Here is a 22,738-nt window from a genome sequence, read left to right on the forward strand (position 1 = left end):
TGTATATATATTTACAAGGCGGCTGTTACTTATTGTTTTCCTTTTACAAAGTCAATCTCCATCTTTAGGCTTAAAGGTATACTTCCTGTTTCCTTAAGCAGCCTTCTTTCAAGATGTTCATATTTTTGCAGCTTTTGCTCTCTCTTAATTTCCCACTGTTTGACAAGCTCCATATATGTTGGATTATTGGCAAGCATCCTTATTCCTTCCTCATCAGGAGGACAGAATTCAAAGAGTATCCGTCTTGCAACCTTGTTAAGCCTTGGAGAGCCTTTGCCTTCATATAGGATGTAGGTGAGGTAATCCTGAACAAACATATCCTTGAAGCTGTTGCGGCAACGCTGAAGTGAAATCTTTATCTTCTCCTTGGCACCAGGAGTCAGGTTGCTGTTTTTACGGTAAAACTGTATATAATCACAGTACAAGCTGGTAAGCGAAGGATCGGTTACATCGTTCCAGCGTCCTCCCTGCACTCTCTTACAGATCTCCCATCGGAACTCACCGGTCATCTTGATCATGGTACTTAGAAGGTCATCCATATGCAGTATAGATATAAACATCCTGCTAGGTGTAGTTCTTACCTTTCCTTCTATCTCCTGCCACATTATACCTCTTACTCCTGCATTAGGCATAAGGATGAAGTCAGGAAGCTTTTCTACGTGGATATGCTCCTTTGCCATAAGGTCACCGTCACCGATAGGCAGAGTTTCCCTATAAAATGCTGAAAAGTCCACGCTCTTAATGGCATTTATATTTTTTCTTATAATACCCGGCTTTACCAAGCAGCTTTCCAGCTCTTTTAAGATATTGTCTTCATAAAATACCGGACAGAAGGTGGATACGCGTCCACAGGTTATCTTGTTTGCAGTCCTAAATATATTGTCAAGCTCGTAGCATACCTTAGCTTCTCCGTCCTCCATCAGCTTTTCTGCCTCGGAATTGGTGACCTTCTTGGTTGACTTAAGTGTCCTTACATAGTCAGAGAAATCCACCTCAAGCTCGTTACGGCAAGGCTTCTTCTCCCCCCTATATACAGCTAAGAGCCAGTCATAGAAGGTATATACTCCGGTTACAGCAGGGTCGTTTTCCTTAAGCTCTTCAGAGAACTTGTACAAAGCCTTAGTATACTCTTCTCCCGCAAGTATCTCGTCAATGTATCCAAAGTAAAGAAACATCCTTATTACGGGAGTTAATTCTTTCTTAAGGCTCTTAAAGAAAACCTCTGAATATATCTGATAAAACTCAGCTGTTATCTCTCTTTTAAGCGCAGTAGTCTCATCATCTATAGCGTTTTTGTCCTTTAGTTTTTTTAGTTTATTTATATTAATCCTAAAAAATCTTCTCTCAGGTCCTACTATCTCAGCAAAGTCCAGTATGGTGTCGAGTGACTCATAGAACTTTTCTATCAAATCACCTTCTTCATTTTCCTTTTCCATTGCTACCGTAAGAGAATTATCAAGCTTTATGGCTTTGAATGAATCAGTGCACTCTTTTATCTTTATAGCAAGCTCATCATTGGCATTAAGCGTGACCTTGCCTGACTCACTTATCATAATAGTCATCTTGTTTAATAAGCTGTTTTTAATAAATACATCTGAAGAAATCTTCTTATACACTTCCAAAAGCTTATAGAAGAGCCCTCCTTCTTTTTCAATAAAAAAGCTCCTTAAGCATTTTCTTATAAACTGATGCCTTTCGCTTATCAGATGAACTGCTTTCCTAACATCAATGCAGCCTTTTTTAATCATTCCTATAGATACATCCGGCTCAGCTATAAGAGCCTTGAAGTTTCTCCCTGCATATATCTTATTAAGGCCTTCATAATACCCCATCAGCCAATAATCAATATCCTCAATATTATAATACGCCTCAAGCTGCTCTATTCCCTTGTTAGGCTCAAGCTTTACACCTGCCTTTTCAGCAAGGTGCAGGTAGAGATTATAGCAGGCAGTTAAGTTGTCATAGATAGTATTGCACCTTACCTGCTCAGTCCTGTAGGAATGTATGATTCTTGTTATCTGCCTGAAGCAGGAACGAATACATATCCTTGCAATATCAGGATTGGAATTAATCAATAAATCTATAGATTCTATACCCGTGACCGGATAAGTAAAAAAGCTTGTATCCTCCACGACAATGTATGATAGTATATGCACTTCCGAGAGCACTTCGCATATACCAACCACATCCCCCGTGCCAAGCTCATAGCTTCCACCCTCACAGCAAACCCTTATCTTACCGGACTTCATAATACAAAGCTTATCAAATGACTGCCCGGCACTTAACAGAGTCTCCCCAGCTTTAACAATAAGTTCTGACATATCTTCTCCCAAAATCAACTAAATCTTTCATCAAGCCATTTAGCAACTACTTTCATAATATCTGCCCTGTTTACTTCATTGTGCAATTCATGCCTTCCTGTAGGGTCGATATATTCGGTCACATCCTTAATATCGGCATTTCTTAACATTTCAGTAACCTTTCTTACACCTTTACCATAGTTGCCTACAGGGTCTTCCTTCCCCGATATAAGAAGGATAGGCATATCCTTTGGCAGGCTCCTTGCCCATTCCTTTCTACTTACCACCGTAAGGGCAGTAAGAAGGGAATGATATCCTTTTGCAGTAAAATTAAAATTACATTTAGGGTCCTTAGTGTATTTATCTATAAGCTCCCTATCGTGTGTAATCCAGTCACAAGGTGTCTTGGCATCAGGAATTCCATCTATAAACTTACCAAAACTAAGCTTAATGAGCAAATCAGAAACATAGCCTTCCTTATGGGTTCTGGCTAAAAATGCAGCAAGCAGCCTTCCTGCGTTGTTCTTAAGCGATGGCCCTGCAGTACCGCTTAAAATCAGTCCGTCTATAGTATCCGGATACCTTGATGCATACCACCTCGCAAAAAAGCTCCCCATACTATGTCCATATAGTATGATTGGAAGCAGAGGATATCTTTCCCTTAAGATATCATTCATTTTTTTAAGGTCAAGCTCGATATGCTCCTCATCAAAGTCACCGTATTCACAAGGCTTTGATGAACCACCATGTCCCAAATGGTCATTGCCTGCAAATATATAGCCTCTGGCTGTAAAGAAGTCTGCGACCCACTCATAGCGCTCGATATATTCACACATGCCATGTGAAAGCTCTATCACAGCCTTAGGCTTAACTAATTCATCAGTATAAATATAGGCTGCAATCTTGTGCTTCCCATCAGCCGAATCAAAGTTAAATGTCTCTTTATTCATCACCTTCTCCAATCCATCCCATAAACCACCATAAGCATATTGCAAAGGTCAGCCACCGGCCTTTACAATATGCCACATATGTTAAAACTCTTTATTCCCGATTAGCTAAGTTTATTTACCTGTCTTTTTAGCAGGTGCATTACTCTTTTTAGAAGCCTTGGCTGCCTTAGCAGCCTTCTCTTCTTTAAGAGTCTTTACTTTGCTAATCTTTGCCTTAAGCCTGTCACCTAATTTATAAAGCTCACCCTTGTACCAGGCACTGTTTAAGGTATCGCTTGCATCGTCATAAGCAGCTTTTACCTTGTCCCAGCCCTTTGTGGAGTAATTCTTTATATCAAATCCTGACATAACTTTATCAATCTCTGCGTTAGCCTTATTCATATCTCCTATAGATACTTTTTCGTACAGAACACCTGTTTTCTTAACCATCTTTTTGATATAATTTTCTGTCTTTGTGAACATCTCTCCTACATAGAGGGTATTGTCAATGTCTTTCTTGTAGGCCTTAAGATCCTTTTTAAGTCCTTTTAGGTCTTTCTTATAGCCCGCCTTCTTAAGCGCACCATTTACATAAGAATCAAGCTGTCTCTTAAGTATCTTTTTCATGGCCTTGATGTCGTTGTTTGTGTACACTGCATCATAGTCTTTGATATTTCTTATGCCCTTTATCTCAAGGTCATTTGGCGCAGGAGCATCAGCGGCTTTGCCTTCCGCAATAGAGAGCTCAATAACATTCTTAGCCTTCTTAATATCCGCCAAAGCCTTAGAGTATGCTGCATCTACAATCTGAGCATAATATTCATTAAGTCCCTTCTTGTCTACAGACTTATAAGCCTCTTTGACAGTATTGTAAACATCATCTTTAAGCTTAGCAAAGTTGTACTTAGGTCCTGTCTTAAGTATGTCGTAGCCGGAAAGTGCCTTAAGCTGGTTAGCGTAGTCTGCGAGCTTGCCTGTAGGTACTTGTGAATCTTCCTCTGTTTCCTCATCAGCACCGCCAGTAAATAGCTCTGTATCATATTTTGCATCTAAGATGTACTTAAGTGCCTCTTTCTTAACCTTTACCACAGCATCTAAAACCTCAGGGGTATACTTTGTGCGGTTTGAAGCAAAGTCAGCATAAACTGTATCAATCAAATCACTTGCCTTTGACTTGAGCATAGCTTCAGAACTTACTATATGGCTTGCCTTAACTGTGTTTTTAGACTTCTTCAATGCTTTATCAGCAGGCTTTTTAGGCATCTCTTTTGCCTTACCGGTAAGGTCTACCTTAAGTATCTTGACCATATTGTGAGTTCCGTCTTCTATAAGTCCCTTAGATGTGACCTTAACAAAGACTTTACCTGCCTTCTTGGCTGTAAGCTCACCTGTCTTCTTGTCAATCTTTGCATATCTTGAATCTGTAACTGTCCATTCTACGCCTTTTTCAGCCACATCCGTCTTGCCTGATGAATTTATCGCTTCGGCAGCAAACTTGAACTTCTTGCCTACCTGAAGCTTAGCTGTCTTCTTGGTTATCTTGATATCAGAAACGGCAGGCTTAACAGTAACCTCGTACTTTTCTTCAAGTCCATTCACTGTGCTTAATGTAATAGTTGCCTTACCAGGCTTAATTCCTCTTACGCCTAAGTTTGAATAAGCTACTGCTACATTCTTGTCACTGCTTGTTGCGTAGTACTCGGTAACGAATGCATCCTCTGGGGTTATCTTAACAGTAGTAACTGCCATTTCACCTACAGAGATAACCTTCTTTGCCTTTAAGATTTCTATGCTGGTAGGAGCTGTATCTTCTGCAACATTAACCGATACATTTACTTCCTTGTCTCCTGCTTTTGCAGTCACTGTCGTGTGGCCAGCAGCTAAGCCCTTGACATAGCCATCCTTGTCAACTGTAGCCACTTTTTCATCACTGCTTGACCAGGTGATATCAGCTGTACTTGTATAAGGTAATATCAGTGTTTCCACAGCTACCTCATAGCCCTTTGGCACTGTAAGAGTCTTGCTCTTTACAAAGATACCATCTACCTTATCTGAAGGATGCTCCTTCATCTCGTATGCTGCCTTTACTGCTGCATAAGCGTCTACAATACCATAGCCGTACTCTTTGTCATCAAAGAATTTGCTTCCCATCTTAGACCTGTTGGCAGTACCACAAAGTATGTTGTATACCTGTCTTGGAGTAAGGTCCTTGTTAGCAGAGAGCACAAGTGAAGCCACTCCAGCTACCACAGGTGAAGCCATTGATGTCCCTGAAAATGGTACATATCTGTTGCCAGGGATTGTACTAGGCACTGCCGAGCCTGGTGCAGATATATCTGAATACATACCATAGTTTGAAAAATATGAAGGCTCATTGTAGTAGTCAGATGAATTGACAGATAAAACCTCGGTAAATACAGCAGGTGAGCTGTCCTTATTGGTATCTTCATTTCCTGATGCAGCTATAAATACCATACCCGCATCATAGGCTGCCCTCAATGCCTTGTGAACGTTGTCATCATAGCTGTAGCCGCCAAGGCTCATGTTTACTACCTTAACGCCCTTTTCCTTCATATACTCTATAGCCCTTATAAGGTCTACATCATTTATCTGACCATCGTCATCCTGTACACTTGCAACATAGAGCTCAACCATGTCATTGTCATAGCCTGTAGCTACACCTGCTCCACCCTTGCCATTGCCATAGGTGGCTGCAATTATTCCTGACACGTGGGTTCCGTGCATATCTGCATCATCTACAGCCTTCTTTTCTACGCCTTTAGTAACACGAACATATTCTTTTAAGTTCTTCTTGAGGTCTTCGTGGTGAGTATCTACGCCTGTGTCTATAACGCCGACCTTAACCTTTGAATAACCTTTTTCTTTTAATAGCTTCCATGCTTTCATTACGTTGACTTCATCAAACTGATACTGGTAGTCAGGATTCTTCTTGTCAAGTAATGGATCAGCCATTGTCTTAGCAGAAACTCCAGTCACAGAGCTAACACAAAGTCCTGCACATAAAGTAATCGCCAATGCTGTCTTAAATTTCCTCATAGGTTTTCTCCTTTATTTTTGTATATATTACGCAACCATAATAACATTATCGGCATTTTTTGTCTATAATTTAATTTCTCAGTAAAAAAAAGTGATGTTTATGCAAGATTAACAGGATTATCCAGCATAAATCCTTCTCTGATAAGTCAACAAAAGACTTATAGATAAGCTAATATCTATAAGCCTCCATTGTTTGTAAATAATCCAACCAAATTCCTCAACGGTAACATAAAGCTCTTCTTCAGTATGATAGTGATGTTGATAAATTAAGGCTTTTTTCATAAGTCTTGGATATTGGATTTATTATTTTGCTCTTATACCGATTATAACCGTTTTTAAGGTAACAATAAACATCGGGATATTATAATTGCGCAAAAGCCAACGTAATCCAATCACTGTATCATATTACTATTTTCTCCTATCTTAATTATAAGATATTAGATATATTCCAATACTTTTCCTGATATTCATTAAAAGTCTTCTCTTTTATCCTTTTTCTATTTTTTCCGTTTAAATCACATTGATAACACTTTAAGGTCTCGTTTCCATTCTTATAAAATGTCTGCATGTAGTATAACTTTCCGTTTGCTAAAAATCCATAAATTGCATCCGTTTGAAATATCCTTTTTCCTGATTCTGTTGTAAGTTCTAAAATATAGTTATCTGCATCAGAATGTGCCTCATTTATCAATATCCTTTTGTCTTTAAGCTGAAAATATCCTACCAGATAATCAAATCTTCTCTCCAGCTTTTTTGTTTTCATATTGTATATAAATACATTTTCATAAGCCATAACAATACCTCCACCCGCATAACGCCCGAAATACAGGTAGTTATCTGTTCCACCAAATATCGAATAATTATTTCCACTAACTGATATTATCTTAGATATTTTCTTAGTTCTAAGATCCATCTTGTATATAACACTTTTATCTGCTTTATTTTTTGAATAATATAATGCTCTTCCATTGGTTACAATGTTAACTGATGTAGCTTTTTTTACTAAATTGATTGTTTTCTTTGTAACCTTAGAATACTGTGCTATAGTTGCTTCATATGTATAATCATCTACATTATCCTGATTATCATCTTTTACATCAGTAAATTTGTATACATAGTTTCCTATCTCTACTTTATGTCCTATTTTCATTTTCTGCGTATTTGCACTTACTTTTTCTGAAACCAGGCTCAAAGATAAGATAAATGCAATACACATAAATATAACAGCTATTCCTTTAAATTCTTTGTTCATTTTCTTTTCTCCTGATATTTTATGATACAGGTGTCAAAAGTATGAAAATTCGGGGCAGCTTGCTTTGGGGAGAATTTATTAACTTTTGACACCCACATCATTTTATTAAAAATTCTTAGTTACTTTACATATTTCTTTATAGTTTCTTCTGATAGTTCCTGCCATTTCTCCTTTACCTCTTTAAATTTGGAGGCAAAGTTATTAAACTCTTTTTTTGAAATCTTTTTAATTCTACCATTCTGAACCTTTTCATATTCCTCTTGATCTATTCTTACAAATTTAAGATTATTATCAGCTATCCCTAATTTATCTCCGGAATATACCCTTTTAATATTCCCTTTTCCATCAGATTTATAAATATCATATGCTTCCTCTGCATATGATTTATCATCATATGCCTGCTGATATGTTCTCCCAAATGTTCCCATAATATAGTTTTTAAAGACTTTAATACCAGATCCAAACATATCCATAGCATTATTATCCATAGTTTTATATTTATTTGTATCTGAATCAAAATAATAAATCTTTGCTTTTGATATCCTGTTATTTTTATTAACATAAACCTCTATCTCACCAGGTACCTCAGCACTCCATCTTTTCCATAAAAACAAATCTTTTTTGCTGTCATTATTGACATCTGTAATCATAAATTGATAGGTTACAATCGGTGCACCTTCCTTCTCTTTTAGAATATACTTCTTTAATACCTTCGTATACTCTTTCTTCACTGCATTACTCAGTCCTTTTGCATATACCGGGATAGTAGATATTCCGGATATAAGTATGGCTGTGGATAAGATTGCTGCAAAGATTTTTGTTTTTATTGTGTTTAACATAAATTTGCTCCTTTATTTTTTTCAATTGATTGTTCCTGTTACCTATTTAAAGATTTTATGATACAGCTGTCAAAAGTATGAAAATTCGAGGCAGCTTGCTTTGGGGAGAATTTATTAACTTTTGACACCCACATCATTTTATTAAAAATCCTTAGTTACTTTACATATTTCTTTATAGTTTCTTCTGATAGAAACTGCCATTTCTCCTTTACCTCTTTAAATTTGGAGGCAAAGTTATTAAACTCTTTTTTTGAGATCTTTTTAATTTTACCATTTTGAACCTTTTCATATCCCTCGTAATGTATTTTTACAAATTTAAAATCATTATCAGCTATCCCTGATTTATTTCCGTAATATACCCTTTTAATATTCCCTTTTCCATCAGATTTATAAATATCATATGCTTCCTCTACATCTGATTTATCATCATATGCCTGCTCATATGTTCTCGCAAATGTTCCCATAATATAGTTTTTAAAGACTTTAATACCGAATCCAACCAGATCCATATAATCTTCAGTTCTAGTTTTATATTTATTTGTGTATCGATCAACATAATAAATCTTTGCTTTTGATATCCTGTTATTTTTATTAATATAAACCTCTGTCTGACCAGGTACCAGAAGACTCCATCTTCTCAATAATAGCAAATCTTTTTTACCGTCATTATTGACATCTGTAATCAGAAAATAATATATAGACGGATCGTCTTCCCGTGCTTTTCCCGTTAGAATATGTTTCTTTAATATCTTCGTATACTCTTTCTTCACTGCTTTACTCAGTCCTTTTGCATATACCGGGATAGTGGATATTCCTGATATAAGTAAGGCTGCGGATAAGATTGCTGCAAAGATTTTTGTTTTTATTGTGTTTAACATTATTTTTTCTCCTTTATTTTTTCAATTGACTGTGCCTGTCACCTATTTAAAGATTTGATTATGTTTAGTAATGATCTTCTTTTCTAAAAGCTGTACTATTATAAGTATTTCTATATTTACTTATATTGGCTTCAGTTATAAATATAGCATCAGTTACATAGCTGGAGCGATATTTTTTTTGCTCAGGTGTTATAGGGTAAGATGATGAATTAGCAAAGCTCTCCACTTCAACTGCTCTTCCATTGGTTATTTTGAAATATTTTACTCCAGTAAAATCATCATGCCACAAGTATGGCAAATAAAAGTCATACCCCACACCTTCCCCACCTCGTGGGTACATTACCGGACTAACAAATATTTTACTAACCTTACCATTTCTATAGCTGTAAATCAAATGCTTCTGTACCCCACCAAATTCAGCATCACCGCGTGCTGCGAAACAGATAAGTTCATCCACTCCATCGCCATCAAAATCATGATATGCAAATCTACGTTCATCAAAATAGTCATAAGGATTACCATTACTATCATATTCAACCATACCATCTACAAATTTACCGAATGCTATATCAGGATCTGCCATTATCCCCCTAAGTATCTTCTCGTACTCCAAATGTGCTTTCAGATTCTTAGGCACCGGTGTCTTGTCCTTAGTCCACCATTTCTTACCTGTTACATTTGAATAGGTCTTCTGGAGTGGAATCAGCTTGCCGTTTTTAATCTCAAAGACTTCCCAGATTACACCATTTACATCATAAGGCAAGGTATAGTAGGCTGCGACTCCGTTTTCATCATATACTACAACTTTCAGTTTCATGTTTTTCATGTCCTTTGATGAAAATTTCTTCTTCCTGCTATTTGTGTAGTCAGATACATAATACTTATAATTTCCTGCTTTTGCGTTGTCTATAGTTATTACTTCTACTGTATTTCCTTTCTTTCCGTCATTTACAAGACGGTTGCCGTGCTTATCCTTCTTTGTTCCTGCTCCTACATAAGCCATGTCACCGCCTTTACCCTGATATGGTGTAAAAAGACTGGAGTCCATGTCCTTATCGCCCTCCCAGGTAAGCACTATCTTCAGCTGGTTTTCCTTCATATTCTTTACAAGAGGGATATTCATAGCAGATTTCTTTTCTACAGCTATAGTCTGATAAGATTTTACAAAGCCTTTTTTAGCAAATTCTATGGTGTAAATGCCATTTTCAAGACTCAGATTTATATTGCCTTTACTGTCACTCTTACTCTCTGCAATTATTTCACCGTCTTTGTTGTCTGTACCTTTTCTTACTTTGATTTTTACTTTATCTATGTATTTCTTAACTGCTTTTTGATTATTATACTTAGTGGCTTCTGCGTTAAATACATTGAATTTAAGCTTTTTCTTTCCTTCTCCTGCCTTAACTAACATAATCTTGTCTATAAGGACTATGCTGTCGGTATCTTTTACTGTTACATTTTCGACTTCTGTATCTGCAAAGCCTTCTTTAGTTATTTTAAGCTTGTAGCCCTCACTATTGGGAGTAATGCCTGTTTCAAACCTTCCTTTCTTATCGGTCTTTATCTCTCCTATAAGGTCTGCTCCAAAATATATTTCTATCTTTACCTCTTTAAGAGCCTTGCCCTTTGTATTTACTACATTTCCTGTAATTCCGCCATACTCATTTTCTTTAAGCATGGCTTCATAAGTATTGTAGGCGGCATTCAGCATCTTTATTTCTCTTTTATCGTAGTTCTTCCTGTCTTTTTTCTTGGATTTTTTGTAAAGATACTGTATATTTGCCCCATCATTCTTATCCTTCTTTAAGACTCTTTCCCTTACATCGAGCGGCTTATCCACCCATCTCCATTTAAGCAGGCAGTCTTTATCAAAATAATATCTGCTGCCTGTCTTATCAAGTGAAGCGTAGGTTGGAGTATAGATACTGTCTTTCCGCTGATAGATGAAATTCACCTTACCTTCGTCAGTATAGTAATAATCAGTAATTTCAAGGTCCTTTTTCCTATATTCTATGGATACGATTTTATTTACCTTTCCTGTCTTAGGATTCTTGTAAATCTCGTACTCAATGTGGTTTTTATTTTTCTTGTTTATCAAAGTTTTTCTAAAGACTTCATAATTCTTAATCTTACCGCTCTTTTTCCTGCCTTTTATATTTTCAAGACCGTAGAATATCTTTTCATCCCATTTTGCCTTGAAATTTCTTTTGGCAGGCTTTACCTTTTCTTCGTAGATGTCTATCTCACCTATGAGAACAGGGTAGAGCTTGTAAGCCGGCTCTTTTACTTCAGGTTCTGCAGGAGTTATGGATGAAGTGGAAGTAACAGCTAGGGTTTGTGTTGAGGTTTGGGCAACGCTCTCAATTTTAGAATTGCTGCCTGTGCTATTTTCCACCTGCTCTGATTTGCCTCCACAGCCTTGCAGGAAGGCGGCTGTGGTAAGGAAGAGGGCTAGGCAGGTTAGAGGTTTTGGGATAATTTTCATAGGTTTAGTTTCTCCTTTTTTAGAATTTGTAATAAAAAAGTGGATTTTCTATTTTAGTATAAACTGTCTTTATACATCTCATCATCAGACATAAGTTTACTATATGGATATGGTATTGGTGCATAAAATACTCTATCTTCAAAATTATCATCATATAAGTACCTTCCACATTTTGGGCATAAGTTATCTTCTTTGCCATTAAAATAATCTCTAATATATCGAATATGAGCTTCATCATCAATTTCAGGTTGATTTTTTATCGTTTCAAAATAACCACATTCACAAAAAGCAAGCATAGTAACATATGGGGTAAAGCCACAATCAGGGCAAGCAATTCCTTTAAGTCCATTAATATTGGCCATCATAGGGTGTCCACATTGTGGACAGCTTTTAGCTCCTATAAAAAAGCTTAACAGGAATTCCTTAAAATATGCTTTTCTCCAGCCTGCAAACAATTTTTGTTTTGCTTTTCTAAATCCGCGGCTTATACTTGTGATTTTAGAATTAGCTTCTTCATCTTTTATATATCCATTTTCTATTTTTTTATAGCCCATTTGTAAACTCAGCTTAGAAAATGGTGTAAAATGACTTAATTCTTTATTTATTATTTTCTCTAATTCTCCTCTTGATACGCTTCCCCTCTCCCTTCTTGCAACACCGAGCAGAGCATTTAGTGATGCGAATAATTCATTGATAGTGTCTTCACTAATTCCACGACACTTATAATATAATCTCAATGTTTTTGAAAAAATTGCTACAGTATCCTTTGCATCCCTAAATAACGGTCTATATTTAAACCTAATTCTATCTATCATAACGCTATATTTCTGCAAACCAAATCGTTCAATAAGCTCATTACGAACACGCTTTTTTTTATCATTTGTTTCATACTCATTAATAAATACTTTATAGTAATCATCAAATTGTTCTATTATATCTTTATTATCTATAACTATTTTCTCAAAAGTAGCAATAACAAAATAGTTTTTTGTTGCTTTCTCATCACTATCTATTTCTATAAATCTATCTAATATTTTAACAAAATCTCCTTTTCGAATTTGACTACTCTTGACTTGGATGTATATATGATCTTCATTATTGAAAATTTCTACATCTTCATCACCCTCGCACTTTATGCAGAAATCATCGATTTTACATCCAAATCCAAAAATATCCGACTCATTTAGCTGCTCAACAGAAATTACACTTGCAAATGAGTCCTGATTATCTATTTTAGAATTTATTTTACCACCTATTTTATTCTTATCTTGATAATTTCCCATGCCTTTCCTCTCCAATCTCAAAATTTAAAAGATTATTTTTTGGCTTCCAACCCCCTTGTAGAGCTAGAAGCCATATACTAAACTACCTGCTTATAAATCCCCACTTGTCATTTAAGCTAACTGCTGCAAGTCCTTCGCTGAAAGATCCAGCCCAATCATACTTTAATGGTACTGCCAACTTTCCCGATTTATCTATAAAGCCATACTTATCCTCGTTATACTTATCAGTTAATCTCACTCTTGCAAATCCTTCACTGAAAGGCAATACCTCATCGTACTCTAATTGCTGCAATACCTCATTTCCTGACCTATCTATAAATCCCCATCTGTCGTTTAACTTAACTGGTGCAAATCCTTCGCTGAAAGACCATACATCATCATACTTTAATGGCACCACTTCATTGCCTGACATATCTATAAACCCCCATCTGCCATCTAATTTCACTGGTGCAAGTCCTTCGCTGAAAGACCCAGCAGAATCATACTTTAGTGGCACCACCTTATTTCCTGACTTATCTATGAATCCATGACTACCGAAATTGCTCACACGCGCAAGTCCTTCCCTGAAAGAGCTTGCAGAACTATACTCTAACGGCACTACCTCATTTCCTAATCTATCTACAAAGCCATACTGATCAAAATAATACCCAAAGGAAACTATGCCTCTGCTTCCTACCATTGCAAGTCCCTCACTGAAGTTCTCTCCATCACCATTCGATAATTGCAATATCTCATTTCCCAACTTATCTATAAAGCTCCATCTTCCATCTAACTTCACCATTGCAAGTCCTTCGCTGAAAGATCCAGCCCAATCATACTTTAATGGTACTACCTCATTTCCTGACTTATCTATAAAGCCATACTTATCTTTTTTATACTTATTAGTTAAACTCACACATGCAAGTCCCTCACTAAACTCATCTGCATAGCCATACTTTAAAGGCACTACCTCATTTCCTGACTTATCTATAAAGCCCCACTTTCCTTCTATTCCCACTACAGCAAGTCCTTCGCTGAAAGATCCAGCCCAATCATACTTTAACGGTATAACCACATCCCCTGTCTTATACAACTTATTTTCCCCTAGCTGTGTCTCCTTTTTCTCTGTCTCTTCCTCCTTTTTCTCTATCTCATCCTTCTTTTCCCCTATTTCTTTCTTCTTTTTCCCTACTTCCTTCTTCTCTATCCACCACTTCTTTCCTTTAACATTCTTATAGGTATTCTGAAGAGGTACAACCTTGCCGTTCTTAATCTCAAATACTTCCCAGATTACTCCATTTGGATTGTAAGGAATAATATACACAGCTACAAGACCGTTCTTATCATAGACTTCCACTCTTATATTCAGTCCTGCCATATCCTTAGCTGAATAATTCTTTGTAATACTATTGGTATAGTCCGATACATAATACTTATAATTACCTTTCTTTATATTAGCTATGTTTATTATCTCTACATTATTTCCATTCTTACCATCAAGGTAGAGGCTGTTGCCATGCTTATCCTTCTTAGCATTTCCGCCTATATAAGCCATGTTACCCTTCTTTGCCTTGTATGGTGTAAAGAGATAAGAGTCAAGATCCTGCTCTCCGTCCCAGGAAAGCACTACCTTCATCTCCTTGTCTTTTACAGGCTTTGTTAAAGCTGCCGACACATTCTTATCCTCATCCACTACTACAGTCTTATACCCCACTGCATAGCCGTTAAGCCTTATTTCAAGAGTGTATACTCCGCTTACAAGCTCTATTACAAGGTTTCCATCTGCATCTGTAGTACCTGTAGTTACCTGCTCTCCTGTCTTATTGTTAAGTCCCTTTCTTGCTATAACCTCTGCGCCTGAAAGAGCTGTCTTTACTGCCTTTTTCTTAACATATTTTATAGTTTCTCCGTCATATACATTTATGCTTACCTTATGGCTTGCTTCTGAAACTGCCACCAGGCTTATCACATCTATCCAGATAACTGCTCCGCTCTTGTCTATAACCGCCTTTGCTCCCTCTGTAGTCTGATAGCCGTCTGCTGATACCCTTATAGTGTAGCCGTCTTTTACAGGAAGTACTCCTGTAGTATAATAGCCGTTTGCATTGGTCTTTACTGTACCTATTACTTTATCTGAGTGCAAAAACTCTACTGTAGCATTTGCCACAGGATTTCTCTTTGAATCTACTATATAGCCCTTTACTATGCTTTTTTTAGACTTTTTAAGCATGGCATTGTAGGTGTTGTAGGCTGCATTCAACATCCTTACTTCTTTTTTATCATAAGCCTTCTGCTTTTTCTTATTTATATCCAAATAGCTATACTGCTTTACATCTTTTCTATTTTTATCAGTCTTAAGGCTGATCTCTTCTACATCATTTGCCTTCTTTACAAAACGCCACTTAATCAGGCTGTCATTATTAAAGAAATATCTGTCTCCCGTAAACTCAAAGCTTGCATATACAGGTGTATATATGCTGTCTTTTCTCTGATATACAAAGTTTGGCTTTCCCTTATCATCATAGTAATAATCTGTTATCTCAAGGTCATTTTTCCTATGCTCTATAGAGGTTATTTTGTGCATCTTTCCGGTCTTTGGGTGCTTATATACTTCATACTCTATACGGTTGCCATTTTTCTTATTTATCTGCTCTTTTCTTACAAGCTTGTACTTCTTTATCTGACCATCTTTACTGCTCTTAGTATTGATATCTTCAAGAGTGTAGAAGATTTTCTCGTTCCAATCCGCCTTGTAGTTTCTGGCATTTGGACTCTTGTTCTTCTTGTAAATGTCAATTTTATCTGTCTTTGCTGAGTAAAGCTTGTCTGTTCCTTTGGTCGCTGCAAGTGTATGCTTTGCAGTCTGTTCTGTCATTCCAAACGAGAGGCTTAGTGCCAGTACAAGTGAAAAGACTTGTTTCTTAATTCTTGGTTTCATAGTTTAATCTCTCCTTTAATTTTTTTAAAAATCAAAAGGACTGCCTGAGAATTATTCCTCAAGCAATCCTTAACTTACATGGTTCATCTTTATTTAATTTTTTTAACGCACTAAAACAAAGCAGAGATATGATTAAATTACCCCTGTCTGTCTGTCTGTCTGTCTGTCTGTCTGTCTGTCTGTCTGTCTGTAATAATGTTACTCTTTCTCATTTCCCCTGTCAATCCCCTCACAAGAATTTATTCTATAAATTCTATCACAAATATAAAGAAATTTCAAGGTTTTTATCAATATATATGTACTGTCACACCAAAATTGTAGTTTTTCAACTTAAATGCAACATTATGTGAATAGTGTTACATTTCACTATTTTAAAAAAGCTTTGTGTATATCTCGGGAATCTAGCTTATAATTTTAACTTTTTATTCATAGGCTTTCTCCTCAATTCATCATACATCCAGCTTCTTGTAGATATCACCCCTTGTACCTATGTCAAAGACATATACAAGGAGTTCGTTCCCTATAATACGAAAAATAGCCCTGTAGCCACCTATTCGCAGTCTGAAGATATCGTCGTAGGTCTTTGAATAGAACTTCTTCACATCATAGGATTTAACATTCCCATTATCCTGCGCCATTTCTTCAAACGCTTTAAAAAACCTAAGACCTATCACCTTGTTTTTCTTGATGAATTTTTCAGCAGACTTTGAATACTTAATCTTGTAAAAGTTCATCTAAGTTAAGTTCCTTTCCACTTAAATCATCAAAGTCAATATTCAAAGCCTCAATTTCTTCCTGTTCGTTTTTATCCACATATGCACAATTTGCATTGATATACTCTAATAGGCTCAAATCCTCGCTTTTAGCAATTGCCTTTAAGGCAGTATCTCTTAAAAATTCAGAAAAAGACATGCCGCATTTTTTAGCATAATCATTTATAGTTTCATAAGCTGTAACAGGCAAAGTGATATTTTTTCTAATTGTATTCATAGCATCATCTCCTTATATCCCTATTATACACACTACACACACTATGTCAATTTATTTTTTATGTGATACAAGTGTCAAAAGTATAAAAATTCGATGCAAGCTTGCTTGCAAGAGAATTTATTATCTTTTGACACGCAAAAAATATGAGTAAGTAGCCATTTTTTTTGCAAAAAAATGAGCGGATTACGAATATTTTTGCAAGGATTGCTACAGCGCAGCTGTAGCAATCCTGTATCAATGGGTGTCAAATACTTTTGACACCCACATCTTTATACTCAACTTCTACATATATCAATAGATAAAAGCTGTTAACCTTATTATAATTCCTTTTCTACTTTCTCATAATAAAAATGGCAGCTTCTGAGATTATGCCACATTACTGAGATATACCTCTATCACATTAACAAACATAACCCATCAACTGCCATGATTATTTTAAGATATTTTATTCAGCCAAAAGCTTAAGCACCTCATTACTCCTTGCTATAAACTTAGTCATAGCCTCAGGGGAAAGCTGGCGGTTCGCTATAACTGCAAGGTCGTAAAGCTGTTCACAGAAGAGCTTTACCTTATCATTATCAGCTTCCTCCTTATGGTCAAGAAGATACTTAACCAGCACATTGTTGCTGTTAAGCACAAGAACCTCTCCCATCTCAAAAGGAGAATCTCCCATAGCCCCCATACCATACTGCTTCATCATATCCTGCATCCTGCGTACTTCTTCTGATACGGTTATCATAGAAGAAACATTCTCATTCTTAAGGCTTTCAACCTTAACCTCAAGCTTCTCCTTATCAAGCGCCTTCTTAAATAGCTCCGAAAGGCTCTCTGTCATAGCCTTTACCTCTTCCTCAGGAAGCTCATTCTTTGCAGAAGCATTTACCTTGGAGTCGATACGCTCAAACTTAAGGTCATCATTCTTCATCTCAAGAGCATTGATAAAAGGCTGGTCTATCCTGTGTTCAAGTATAACGGCATTTAATCCATTTTCCCTGAACATGTTGATGTACTGGCTCTGCTCACGCACATCTGTCACATAGTAGATTATCTTCTTAGGCTTCTCCGGCTCAGTCTCTGCACCGTCTTCTTTCTGTTCCTCTTCAGTCTTTTCTTCCTCGACCTTTTCAGGCTCTATAGTCTTTACATAGTCATCAAAGGTTACATACTTGTCGTTTAAGTCCTTAAAGAGGATGAATTCCTTCATCTTCTCCTCAAACTTATCATCCTTTAAGCAGCCGTACTTGATGAAAGGACTGATATCATCCCAGTATTTCTCATAATTTTCCCTGTCTGTCTTGCAAAGCCCTGAAAGCTTCTCAGCCACCTTCTTGGTTATGTAGTCTGATATCTTCTTAACAAATCCATCATTCTGCAATGCACTTCTAGATACATTCAGAGGCAGGTCAGGGCAGTCAATTACACCCTTTAAGAGAAGCAGAAACTCAGGGATGACCTCCTTAATGTTATCTGCTATAAATACCTGGTTGTTGTAGAGCTTAATGGTTCCCTCTGCTGCCTCGTACTCGTTGTTTATCTTAGGGAAGTAGAGGATACCTTTGAGGTTGAAAGGATAGTCCATATTCAGGTGAATCCAGAAAAGCGGTTCTTTATAGTCTCTAAATACCTTTCTATAGAACTCCTTATAGTCCTCTTCACTTACTTCGTTAGGATGCTTAGCCCAAATCGGATGAATATCATTGATTGGCTTTGGAGCCTCTTCCTTCTTCTCTGCCTCCTTGCCATCCACCACCTCAGTCTTTTCAGCCTTAAGCGCATTTGCATTGGTGTAGTAGATTTCAACAGGCATAAAAGAACAGTACTTCTCTAAGATTTCCTTAACCCTGTATTCATTGGCAAATTCGTAACAGTCATCATTTAAGTAAAGTGTAATCTTGGTACCACGCTCCGTCCTGTCGCCATCTTCCATAGTGAAGTCTATGCCCTCGTCTGATACCCAGTGTACAGGCTTTTCTCCCTCTTTATATGAAAGAGTATCTATAGTAACTCTTCTTGCTACCATAAATGCTGAGTAGAAACCAAGTCCAAAGTGCCCTATAATCTGCTCCTCACTTGTCTTGTCCTTATACTGCTCAAGGAAGCTCTGAGCACCTGAAAATGCTATCTGGTTGATGTACTTCTTCACCTCGTCAGCAGTCATACCGATACCGTTATCAATGACAGTTATGGTCTTTGCTTCGCTGTCTGTGATTACATCCACTCTATATTTATTGTCCTCAGGAGCCTTCCACTCCCCTATTCCATCCAACTTTTTAAGCTTGGTTATAGCATCACAGGCATTTGACACCAACTCTCTTAAAAAGATATCGTGGTCGGAGTAGAGCCATTTTTTGATAATCGGAAATATATTTTCCGAAGTAATTGATAATGAACCTTTTTCAATATTTCCCATAGTATATCACCTCGTATATTTATTTGTATTTTTGATATTTAGTCGTTTAAAAGCTAAAAATCGAACAGCTATTAACTGCTCGATTAATATAATAATACTGATTTAAAGCTTTGTCAAGGTTTTGTTAGCACTCTTTTTAATTGAGTGCTAACAAAATATATTTCCTTCATTTTTCGTCAATTATTCACCAAATACAGCCTTATAGTCTGCCTGGAACTTTGCTATCCCCTGGTCTGTAAGAGGATGCTTTGTCATACCTTCAATTACCTTATATGGTATGGTTGCAATGTCCGCTCCTGCAAGAGCACAGTCTGTAACATGGATTGGATTGCGGATGGATGCTGCTATTATCTCTGTTTCATATCCATATATACTAAATACTTCTGCTATCTGGCGGATAAGGTCAATACCCGGCTGATTGATGTCATCCAGTCTTCCAACAAAAGGTGACACATAGGTTGCACCTGCATTGGCTGCAAGTATAGCCTGATTTACGCTAAATACTAAGGTTACATTGGTCTTTATCCCTTCAGTAGCAAGTACCTTAACAGCCTTAAGACCATCTACAGTCATAGGAATCTTTACAACCATGTTCTTATGAATAGCAGCTATCTCTCTGCCTTCTTTTATCATGCCTTCCGCATCGGTGGTTGTAGCCTTAACCTCTCCACTGATTGGTCCGTCTACAATGGAAGCAATCTCTTTAATTACCTCCCTAAAGTCCCTCCCTTCTTTTGCGATAAGAGAAGGATTGGTAGTAACTCCGCAAATAACCCCCATGTCATTTGCTTTCCTTATGTCCTCTACATTGGCTGTGTCCACAAAAATCTTCATAGTATACCCTCCGTTTGATATTTTTAACTTACATTTACCATGGGGTAAATGAGTTTATGCTACTGAGTAAGGCCTATCCATGACTTTATAGTATCATTATTGCATAGAATTTGTGACTTTTCAATAACCTTTGAGGCAAAATTTCATGACTTTTCAATAACTTTTACACCTGATTTTTATGATTTTTCAATATTTCAAGAGCCTGTGACAAATGCAACCACCCTGCCACAGACTCATATTTATCCTTATAACACTTCCACAGCCCTTTTCTCTACCTCTAACCCTGCCTTGTACCTCTCCATATAAGCCTCAAGTCCTGCTGCATCTCTAACATCAGGCTCTATGGTAGTTCCTTTCGCATCCTTAAATATTATCTTTTCCAGATACTCAGAAAGGCTCATGTTATCCTTATTTATGAGGTAAGACGCAAGTACAGCCATTCCCCAAGGGCCTCCCTCTCCTGCAGTATCCATAACCGTAACAGGAGCATTTACTGCTGCTGCAAGGTAGCTTTGTGCAACCAGAGGTGTCTTAAAGAGCCCACCATGCCCCATAATCTTAGTCACCTTAACCTTTTCATCCTTAAGGAGAATATCAAGCCCAATCTTAACCGCTCCAAGTGAAGCATATAGATGAGATCTCATAAAGTTTGCAAGGTTAAACTTACTCTCAGGCATTCTTGCAAACAATGGCCTGCCCTCATTCAGGTGGACTATACCCTCCCCCGAATAATAGCCATAAGAAAGAAGTCCCCCACAGTCCTTATCTCCGCTTAAGGAAGCATTATATAATTTGCCATACAGCTCACCCATATCTGCCTTTATTCCAAAAAGCTCTGCAAATTCCTTGAATATATTCACCCAGGCATTTAAGTCTGAGGTACAGTTATTAGCATGTGCCATAGCTACAGGGTACCCGTCTGGTGTAGTCACCATATCTATCTCTCTGTAAAGCTTTGATAAGCCCTTTTCAAGCACAAGCATGGCAAAAATGGATGTGCCTGCAGATACATTTCCTGTACCTACAGCTACCGAGTTGGTAGCCACCATTCCCGTTCCTGCATCTCCCTCAGGCGGACAAAGAGGTACTCCTGCCTCCAGGTTTCCGCTTTCATCAAGAAATGCTGCTCCCTCAGATGTCAAACTACCTGCATTATCTCCTGCTGAGAGCACCTTAGGAAAGAGCTCCATAAGCTTTACGTGGTAACCCTTATCCAGAACCAGCTTTTCAAAGTCTTTAATCATCTTTTCATTATAATTCCCATTTTCAATAGGAAAAATACCGGCCGCATCTCCTACACCTATAACTCTTTCTCCAGTGAGCTTAAAATGTATGTATCCAGCTAATGTTACAGCAAATTCAAGCTCTTTCACATAGTCCTTCTTATCAAGAACTGCCTGATAAATGTGGGCTATAGTCCATCTAAGAGGTATATTAAAGTTAAAAATCCTGGTCAGTTCATCCGCAGCATCCTCTGTATCGCTATTTCTCCAAGTCTTAAAAGGTGTAAGCAGCATTCCCTCTTTATCAAATGCCATAAGTCCATGCATCATGGCACTTATGCCCATTGAGCCTATTTTTTTCAGGGTAACTCCATACTTTTCTTCTACATTTTTTCTTAGAGAAGTATAGCACTTTTTAAGCCCTGCGTGGATTTCTTCTAAAGGGTAAGTCCATATCCCATCCTTAAGAGAGTTCTCCCAGTCATAGACACCAACACCCAGAACCTCTCCGCTAAAATCAACAAGTACAGCCTTTATCCTGGTTGAGCCAAACTCTATACCAAGGGATGTCCTCCCTTGTTTTATAAGCCTAGACTTCTCACTGCAAATCGCTTCATTTCCCATATTCTCTCCATTTCTTACTTCTGCCCATAGTACGCATTTGGTCCATGTTTTCTTGTAAAATGCTTCTCAAGGTAATGAGCAGGAGCATTTTCCGCCTTAGGATTTACTATCTTAGCAAAGATATCCATCTTGGCTACCTCCTCCATAACTACCGCGTTATGCACAGCGTCAAAAGGTGTCTTTCCCCAGGAAAATGGGCCGTGGCTCTTACAGATGCAGGCAGGAACATAGTCAGGATTGATATTCTTTTCATTAAAGGCCTTTACTATCACAAGACCGGTATTCTTCTCATAATCCTCATCTATCTCCTCCTTGGTAAGATGCCTTATGCAAGGTATATTCCCATAGAAATAGTCGCACTGGGTGGTACCCATGCAAGGTATGTCCTCGCCTGCCTGCGCAAAGCCTACTGCATAAGGAGAATGAGTATGCACTATTCCACCTATATTTGGAAAAGCCTTGTAGAGTTCAATGTGGGTTTTGGTGTCAGAGGAAGGGTTGAGCTCTCCTTCCACCCTGCCTCCATCGAGGCCAACTACAACCATATCCTCAGGTCTTAGTTTATCATATTCCACTCCGCTTGGTTTTATAACCACAAGTCCCTTCTCCCTGTCTATGCCAGATACATTACCCCAGGTAAAGGTAACCAGACCATATTTTGGTAAAAGCATATTGGCTTCGTAAACTCTTTGTTTAAGCTCGTTTAGCATAACGGCC

15 protein-coding genes are annotated in these 22,738 nt (G+C 37.5%); all 15 read right to left on the reverse strand.

The genetic code is table 11. The features are described 5' to 3' along the window. Positions 1-29 precede the first annotated feature (29 nt). The 15 genes from JJN12_RS08470 to JJN12_RS08540 all read right to left on the reverse strand — a co-directional run bounded on the left by JJN12_RS08470 (position 30) and on the right by JJN12_RS08540 (position 22,731). Positions 30-2,321, reverse strand: a complete 2,292-nt coding sequence (locus JJN12_RS08470; RefSeq protein WP_208429271.1) for a Crp/Fnr family transcriptional regulator — start codon at positions 2,319-2,321, stop codon at positions 30-32. A 14-nt stretch (positions 2,322-2,335) separates the two neighbouring features. Continuing rightward, positions 2,336-3,250 carry an alpha/beta fold hydrolase gene (locus JJN12_RS08475; RefSeq protein WP_208429272.1) on the reverse strand — a complete coding sequence of 305 codons (915 nt, stop codon included), beginning with the start codon at positions 3,248-3,250 and terminating at the stop codon, positions 2,336-2,338. A gap of 111 nt (positions 3,251-3,361) precedes the next feature. Beyond that, positions 3,362-6,286 (reverse strand): S8 family serine peptidase, encoded by a 2,925-nt coding sequence (locus JJN12_RS08480; RefSeq protein WP_208429273.1) that lies wholly within the window; start codon positions 6,284-6,286, stop codon positions 3,362-3,364. A gap of 427 nt (positions 6,287-6,713) precedes the next feature. Then, entirely contained in the window at positions 6,714-7,538 is an 825-nt protein-coding gene (locus tag JJN12_RS08485; RefSeq protein ID WP_208429274.1) for a hypothetical protein, read from the reverse strand. A gap of 119 nt (positions 7,539-7,657) precedes the next feature. Continuing rightward, positions 7,658-8,377: a hypothetical protein gene (locus JJN12_RS08490; protein ID WP_208429275.1), complete on the reverse strand. Its 720-nt coding sequence runs from the start codon at positions 8,375-8,377 to the stop codon at positions 7,658-7,660. A 155-nt stretch (positions 8,378-8,532) separates the two neighbouring features. Further along, entirely contained in the window at positions 8,533-9,255 is a 723-nt protein-coding gene (locus JJN12_RS08495; RefSeq protein WP_208429276.1) for a hypothetical protein, read from the reverse strand. A gap of 64 nt (positions 9,256-9,319) precedes the next feature. Beyond that, complete coding sequence (locus tag JJN12_RS08500; RefSeq protein ID WP_208429277.1) at positions 9,320-11,740, reverse strand: carboxypeptidase-like regulatory domain-containing protein; 2,421 nt, start codon at positions 11,738-11,740, stop codon at positions 9,320-9,322. Between the two features lie 53 nt (positions 11,741-11,793). Beyond that, entirely contained in the window at positions 11,794-13,023 is a 1,230-nt protein-coding gene (locus tag JJN12_RS08505; RefSeq protein ID WP_208429278.1) for a hypothetical protein, read from the reverse strand. An 82-nt stretch (positions 13,024-13,105) separates the two neighbouring features. Beyond that, positions 13,106-15,940: a WG repeat-containing protein gene (locus JJN12_RS08510; protein WP_208429279.1), complete on the reverse strand. Its 2,835-nt coding sequence runs from the start codon at positions 15,938-15,940 to the stop codon at positions 13,106-13,108. A 449-nt stretch (positions 15,941-16,389) separates the two neighbouring features. After that, on the reverse strand, positions 16,390-16,674 hold the full coding sequence (locus JJN12_RS08515; protein WP_208429280.1) for a type II toxin-antitoxin system RelE family toxin: 285 nt from the start codon (positions 16,672-16,674) through the stop codon (positions 16,390-16,392). Continuing rightward, entirely contained in the window at positions 16,655-16,930 is a 276-nt protein-coding gene (locus JJN12_RS08520) for a type II toxin-antitoxin system HicB family antitoxin (RefSeq protein ID WP_208429281.1), read from the reverse strand. The genes JJN12_RS08515 and JJN12_RS08520 overlap by 20 nt, the downstream gene beginning before the upstream one ends. A gap of 445 nt (positions 16,931-17,375) precedes the next feature. After that, complete coding sequence (gene htpG, locus JJN12_RS08525) at positions 17,376-19,340, reverse strand: molecular chaperone HtpG (protein WP_208429282.1); 1,965 nt, start codon at positions 19,338-19,340, stop codon at positions 17,376-17,378. A gap of 180 nt (positions 19,341-19,520) precedes the next feature. Continuing rightward, on the reverse strand, positions 19,521-20,174 hold the full coding sequence (fsa, locus tag JJN12_RS08530) for a fructose-6-phosphate aldolase (protein WP_208429283.1): 654 nt from the start codon (positions 20,172-20,174) through the stop codon (positions 19,521-19,523). 245 nt (positions 20,175-20,419) lie between these two features. Next, positions 20,420-22,021, reverse strand: a complete 1,602-nt coding sequence (locus JJN12_RS08535) for a xylulokinase (RefSeq protein WP_208429284.1) — start codon at positions 22,019-22,021, stop codon at positions 20,420-20,422. A 14-nt stretch (positions 22,022-22,035) separates the two neighbouring features. Next, positions 22,036-22,731 carry an L-ribulose-5-phosphate 4-epimerase gene (locus JJN12_RS08540; RefSeq protein WP_208429285.1) on the reverse strand — a complete coding sequence of 232 codons (696 nt, stop codon included), beginning with the start codon at positions 22,729-22,731 and terminating at the stop codon, positions 22,036-22,038. Positions 22,732-22,738: the final 7 nt, after the last annotated feature.

The organism is Catonella massiliensis (assembly GCF_016651435.1).
Lineage (GTDB): Bacteria > Bacillota > Clostridia > Lachnospirales > Lachnospiraceae > Catonella > Catonella massiliensis.

What these genes read in the sequence shown, in the direction of transcription:
- JJN12_RS08470 (WP_208429271.1), bottom strand. Translation starts at nt 2,321, where the DNA reads ATGTCAGAACTTATTGTTAAAGCTGGGGAGACTCTGTTAAGTGCCGGG.
- JJN12_RS08475 (WP_208429272.1), bottom strand. Translation starts at nt 3,250, where the DNA reads ATGAATAAAGAGACATTTAACTTTGATTCGGCTGATGGGAAGCACAAG.
- JJN12_RS08480 (WP_208429273.1), bottom strand. Translation starts at nt 6,286, where the DNA reads ATGAGGAAATTTAAGACAGCATTGGCGATTACTTTATGTGCAGGACTT.
- JJN12_RS08485 (WP_208429274.1), bottom strand. Translation starts at nt 7,538, where the DNA reads ATGAACAAAGAATTTAAAGGAATAGCTGTTATATTTATGTGTATTGCA.
- JJN12_RS08490 (WP_208429275.1), bottom strand. Translation starts at nt 8,377, where the DNA reads ATGTTAAACACAATAAAAACAAAAATCTTTGCAGCAATCTTATCCACA.
- JJN12_RS08495 (WP_208429276.1), bottom strand. Translation starts at nt 9,255, where the DNA reads ATGTTAAACACAATAAAAACAAAAATCTTTGCAGCAATCTTATCCGCA.
- JJN12_RS08500 (WP_208429277.1), bottom strand. Translation starts at nt 11,740, where the DNA reads ATGAAAATTATCCCAAAACCTCTAACCTGCCTAGCCCTCTTCCTTACC.
- JJN12_RS08505 (WP_208429278.1), bottom strand. Translation starts at nt 13,023, where the DNA reads ATGGGAAATTATCAAGATAAGAATAAAATAGGTGGTAAAATAAATTCT.
- JJN12_RS08510 (WP_208429279.1), bottom strand. Translation starts at nt 15,940, where the DNA reads ATGAAACCAAGAATTAAGAAACAAGTCTTTTCACTTGTACTGGCACTA.
- JJN12_RS08515 (WP_208429280.1), bottom strand. Translation starts at nt 16,674, where the DNA reads ATGAACTTTTACAAGATTAAGTATTCAAAGTCTGCTGAAAAATTCATC.
- JJN12_RS08520 (WP_208429281.1), bottom strand. Translation starts at nt 16,930, where the DNA reads ATGAATACAATTAGAAAAAATATCACTTTGCCTGTTACAGCTTATGAA.
- htpG (WP_208429282.1), bottom strand. Translation starts at nt 19,340, where the DNA reads ATGGGAAATATTGAAAAAGGTTCATTATCAATTACTTCGGAAAATATA.
- fsa (WP_208429283.1), bottom strand. Translation starts at nt 20,174, where the DNA reads ATGAAGATTTTTGTGGACACAGCCAATGTAGAGGACATAAGGAAAGCA.
- JJN12_RS08535 (WP_208429284.1), bottom strand. Translation starts at nt 22,021, where the DNA reads ATGGGAAATGAAGCGATTTGCAGTGAGAAGTCTAGGCTTATAAAACAA.
- JJN12_RS08540 (WP_208429285.1), bottom strand. Translation starts at nt 22,731, where the DNA reads ATGCTAAACGAGCTTAAACAAAGAGTTTACGAAGCCAATATGCTTTTA.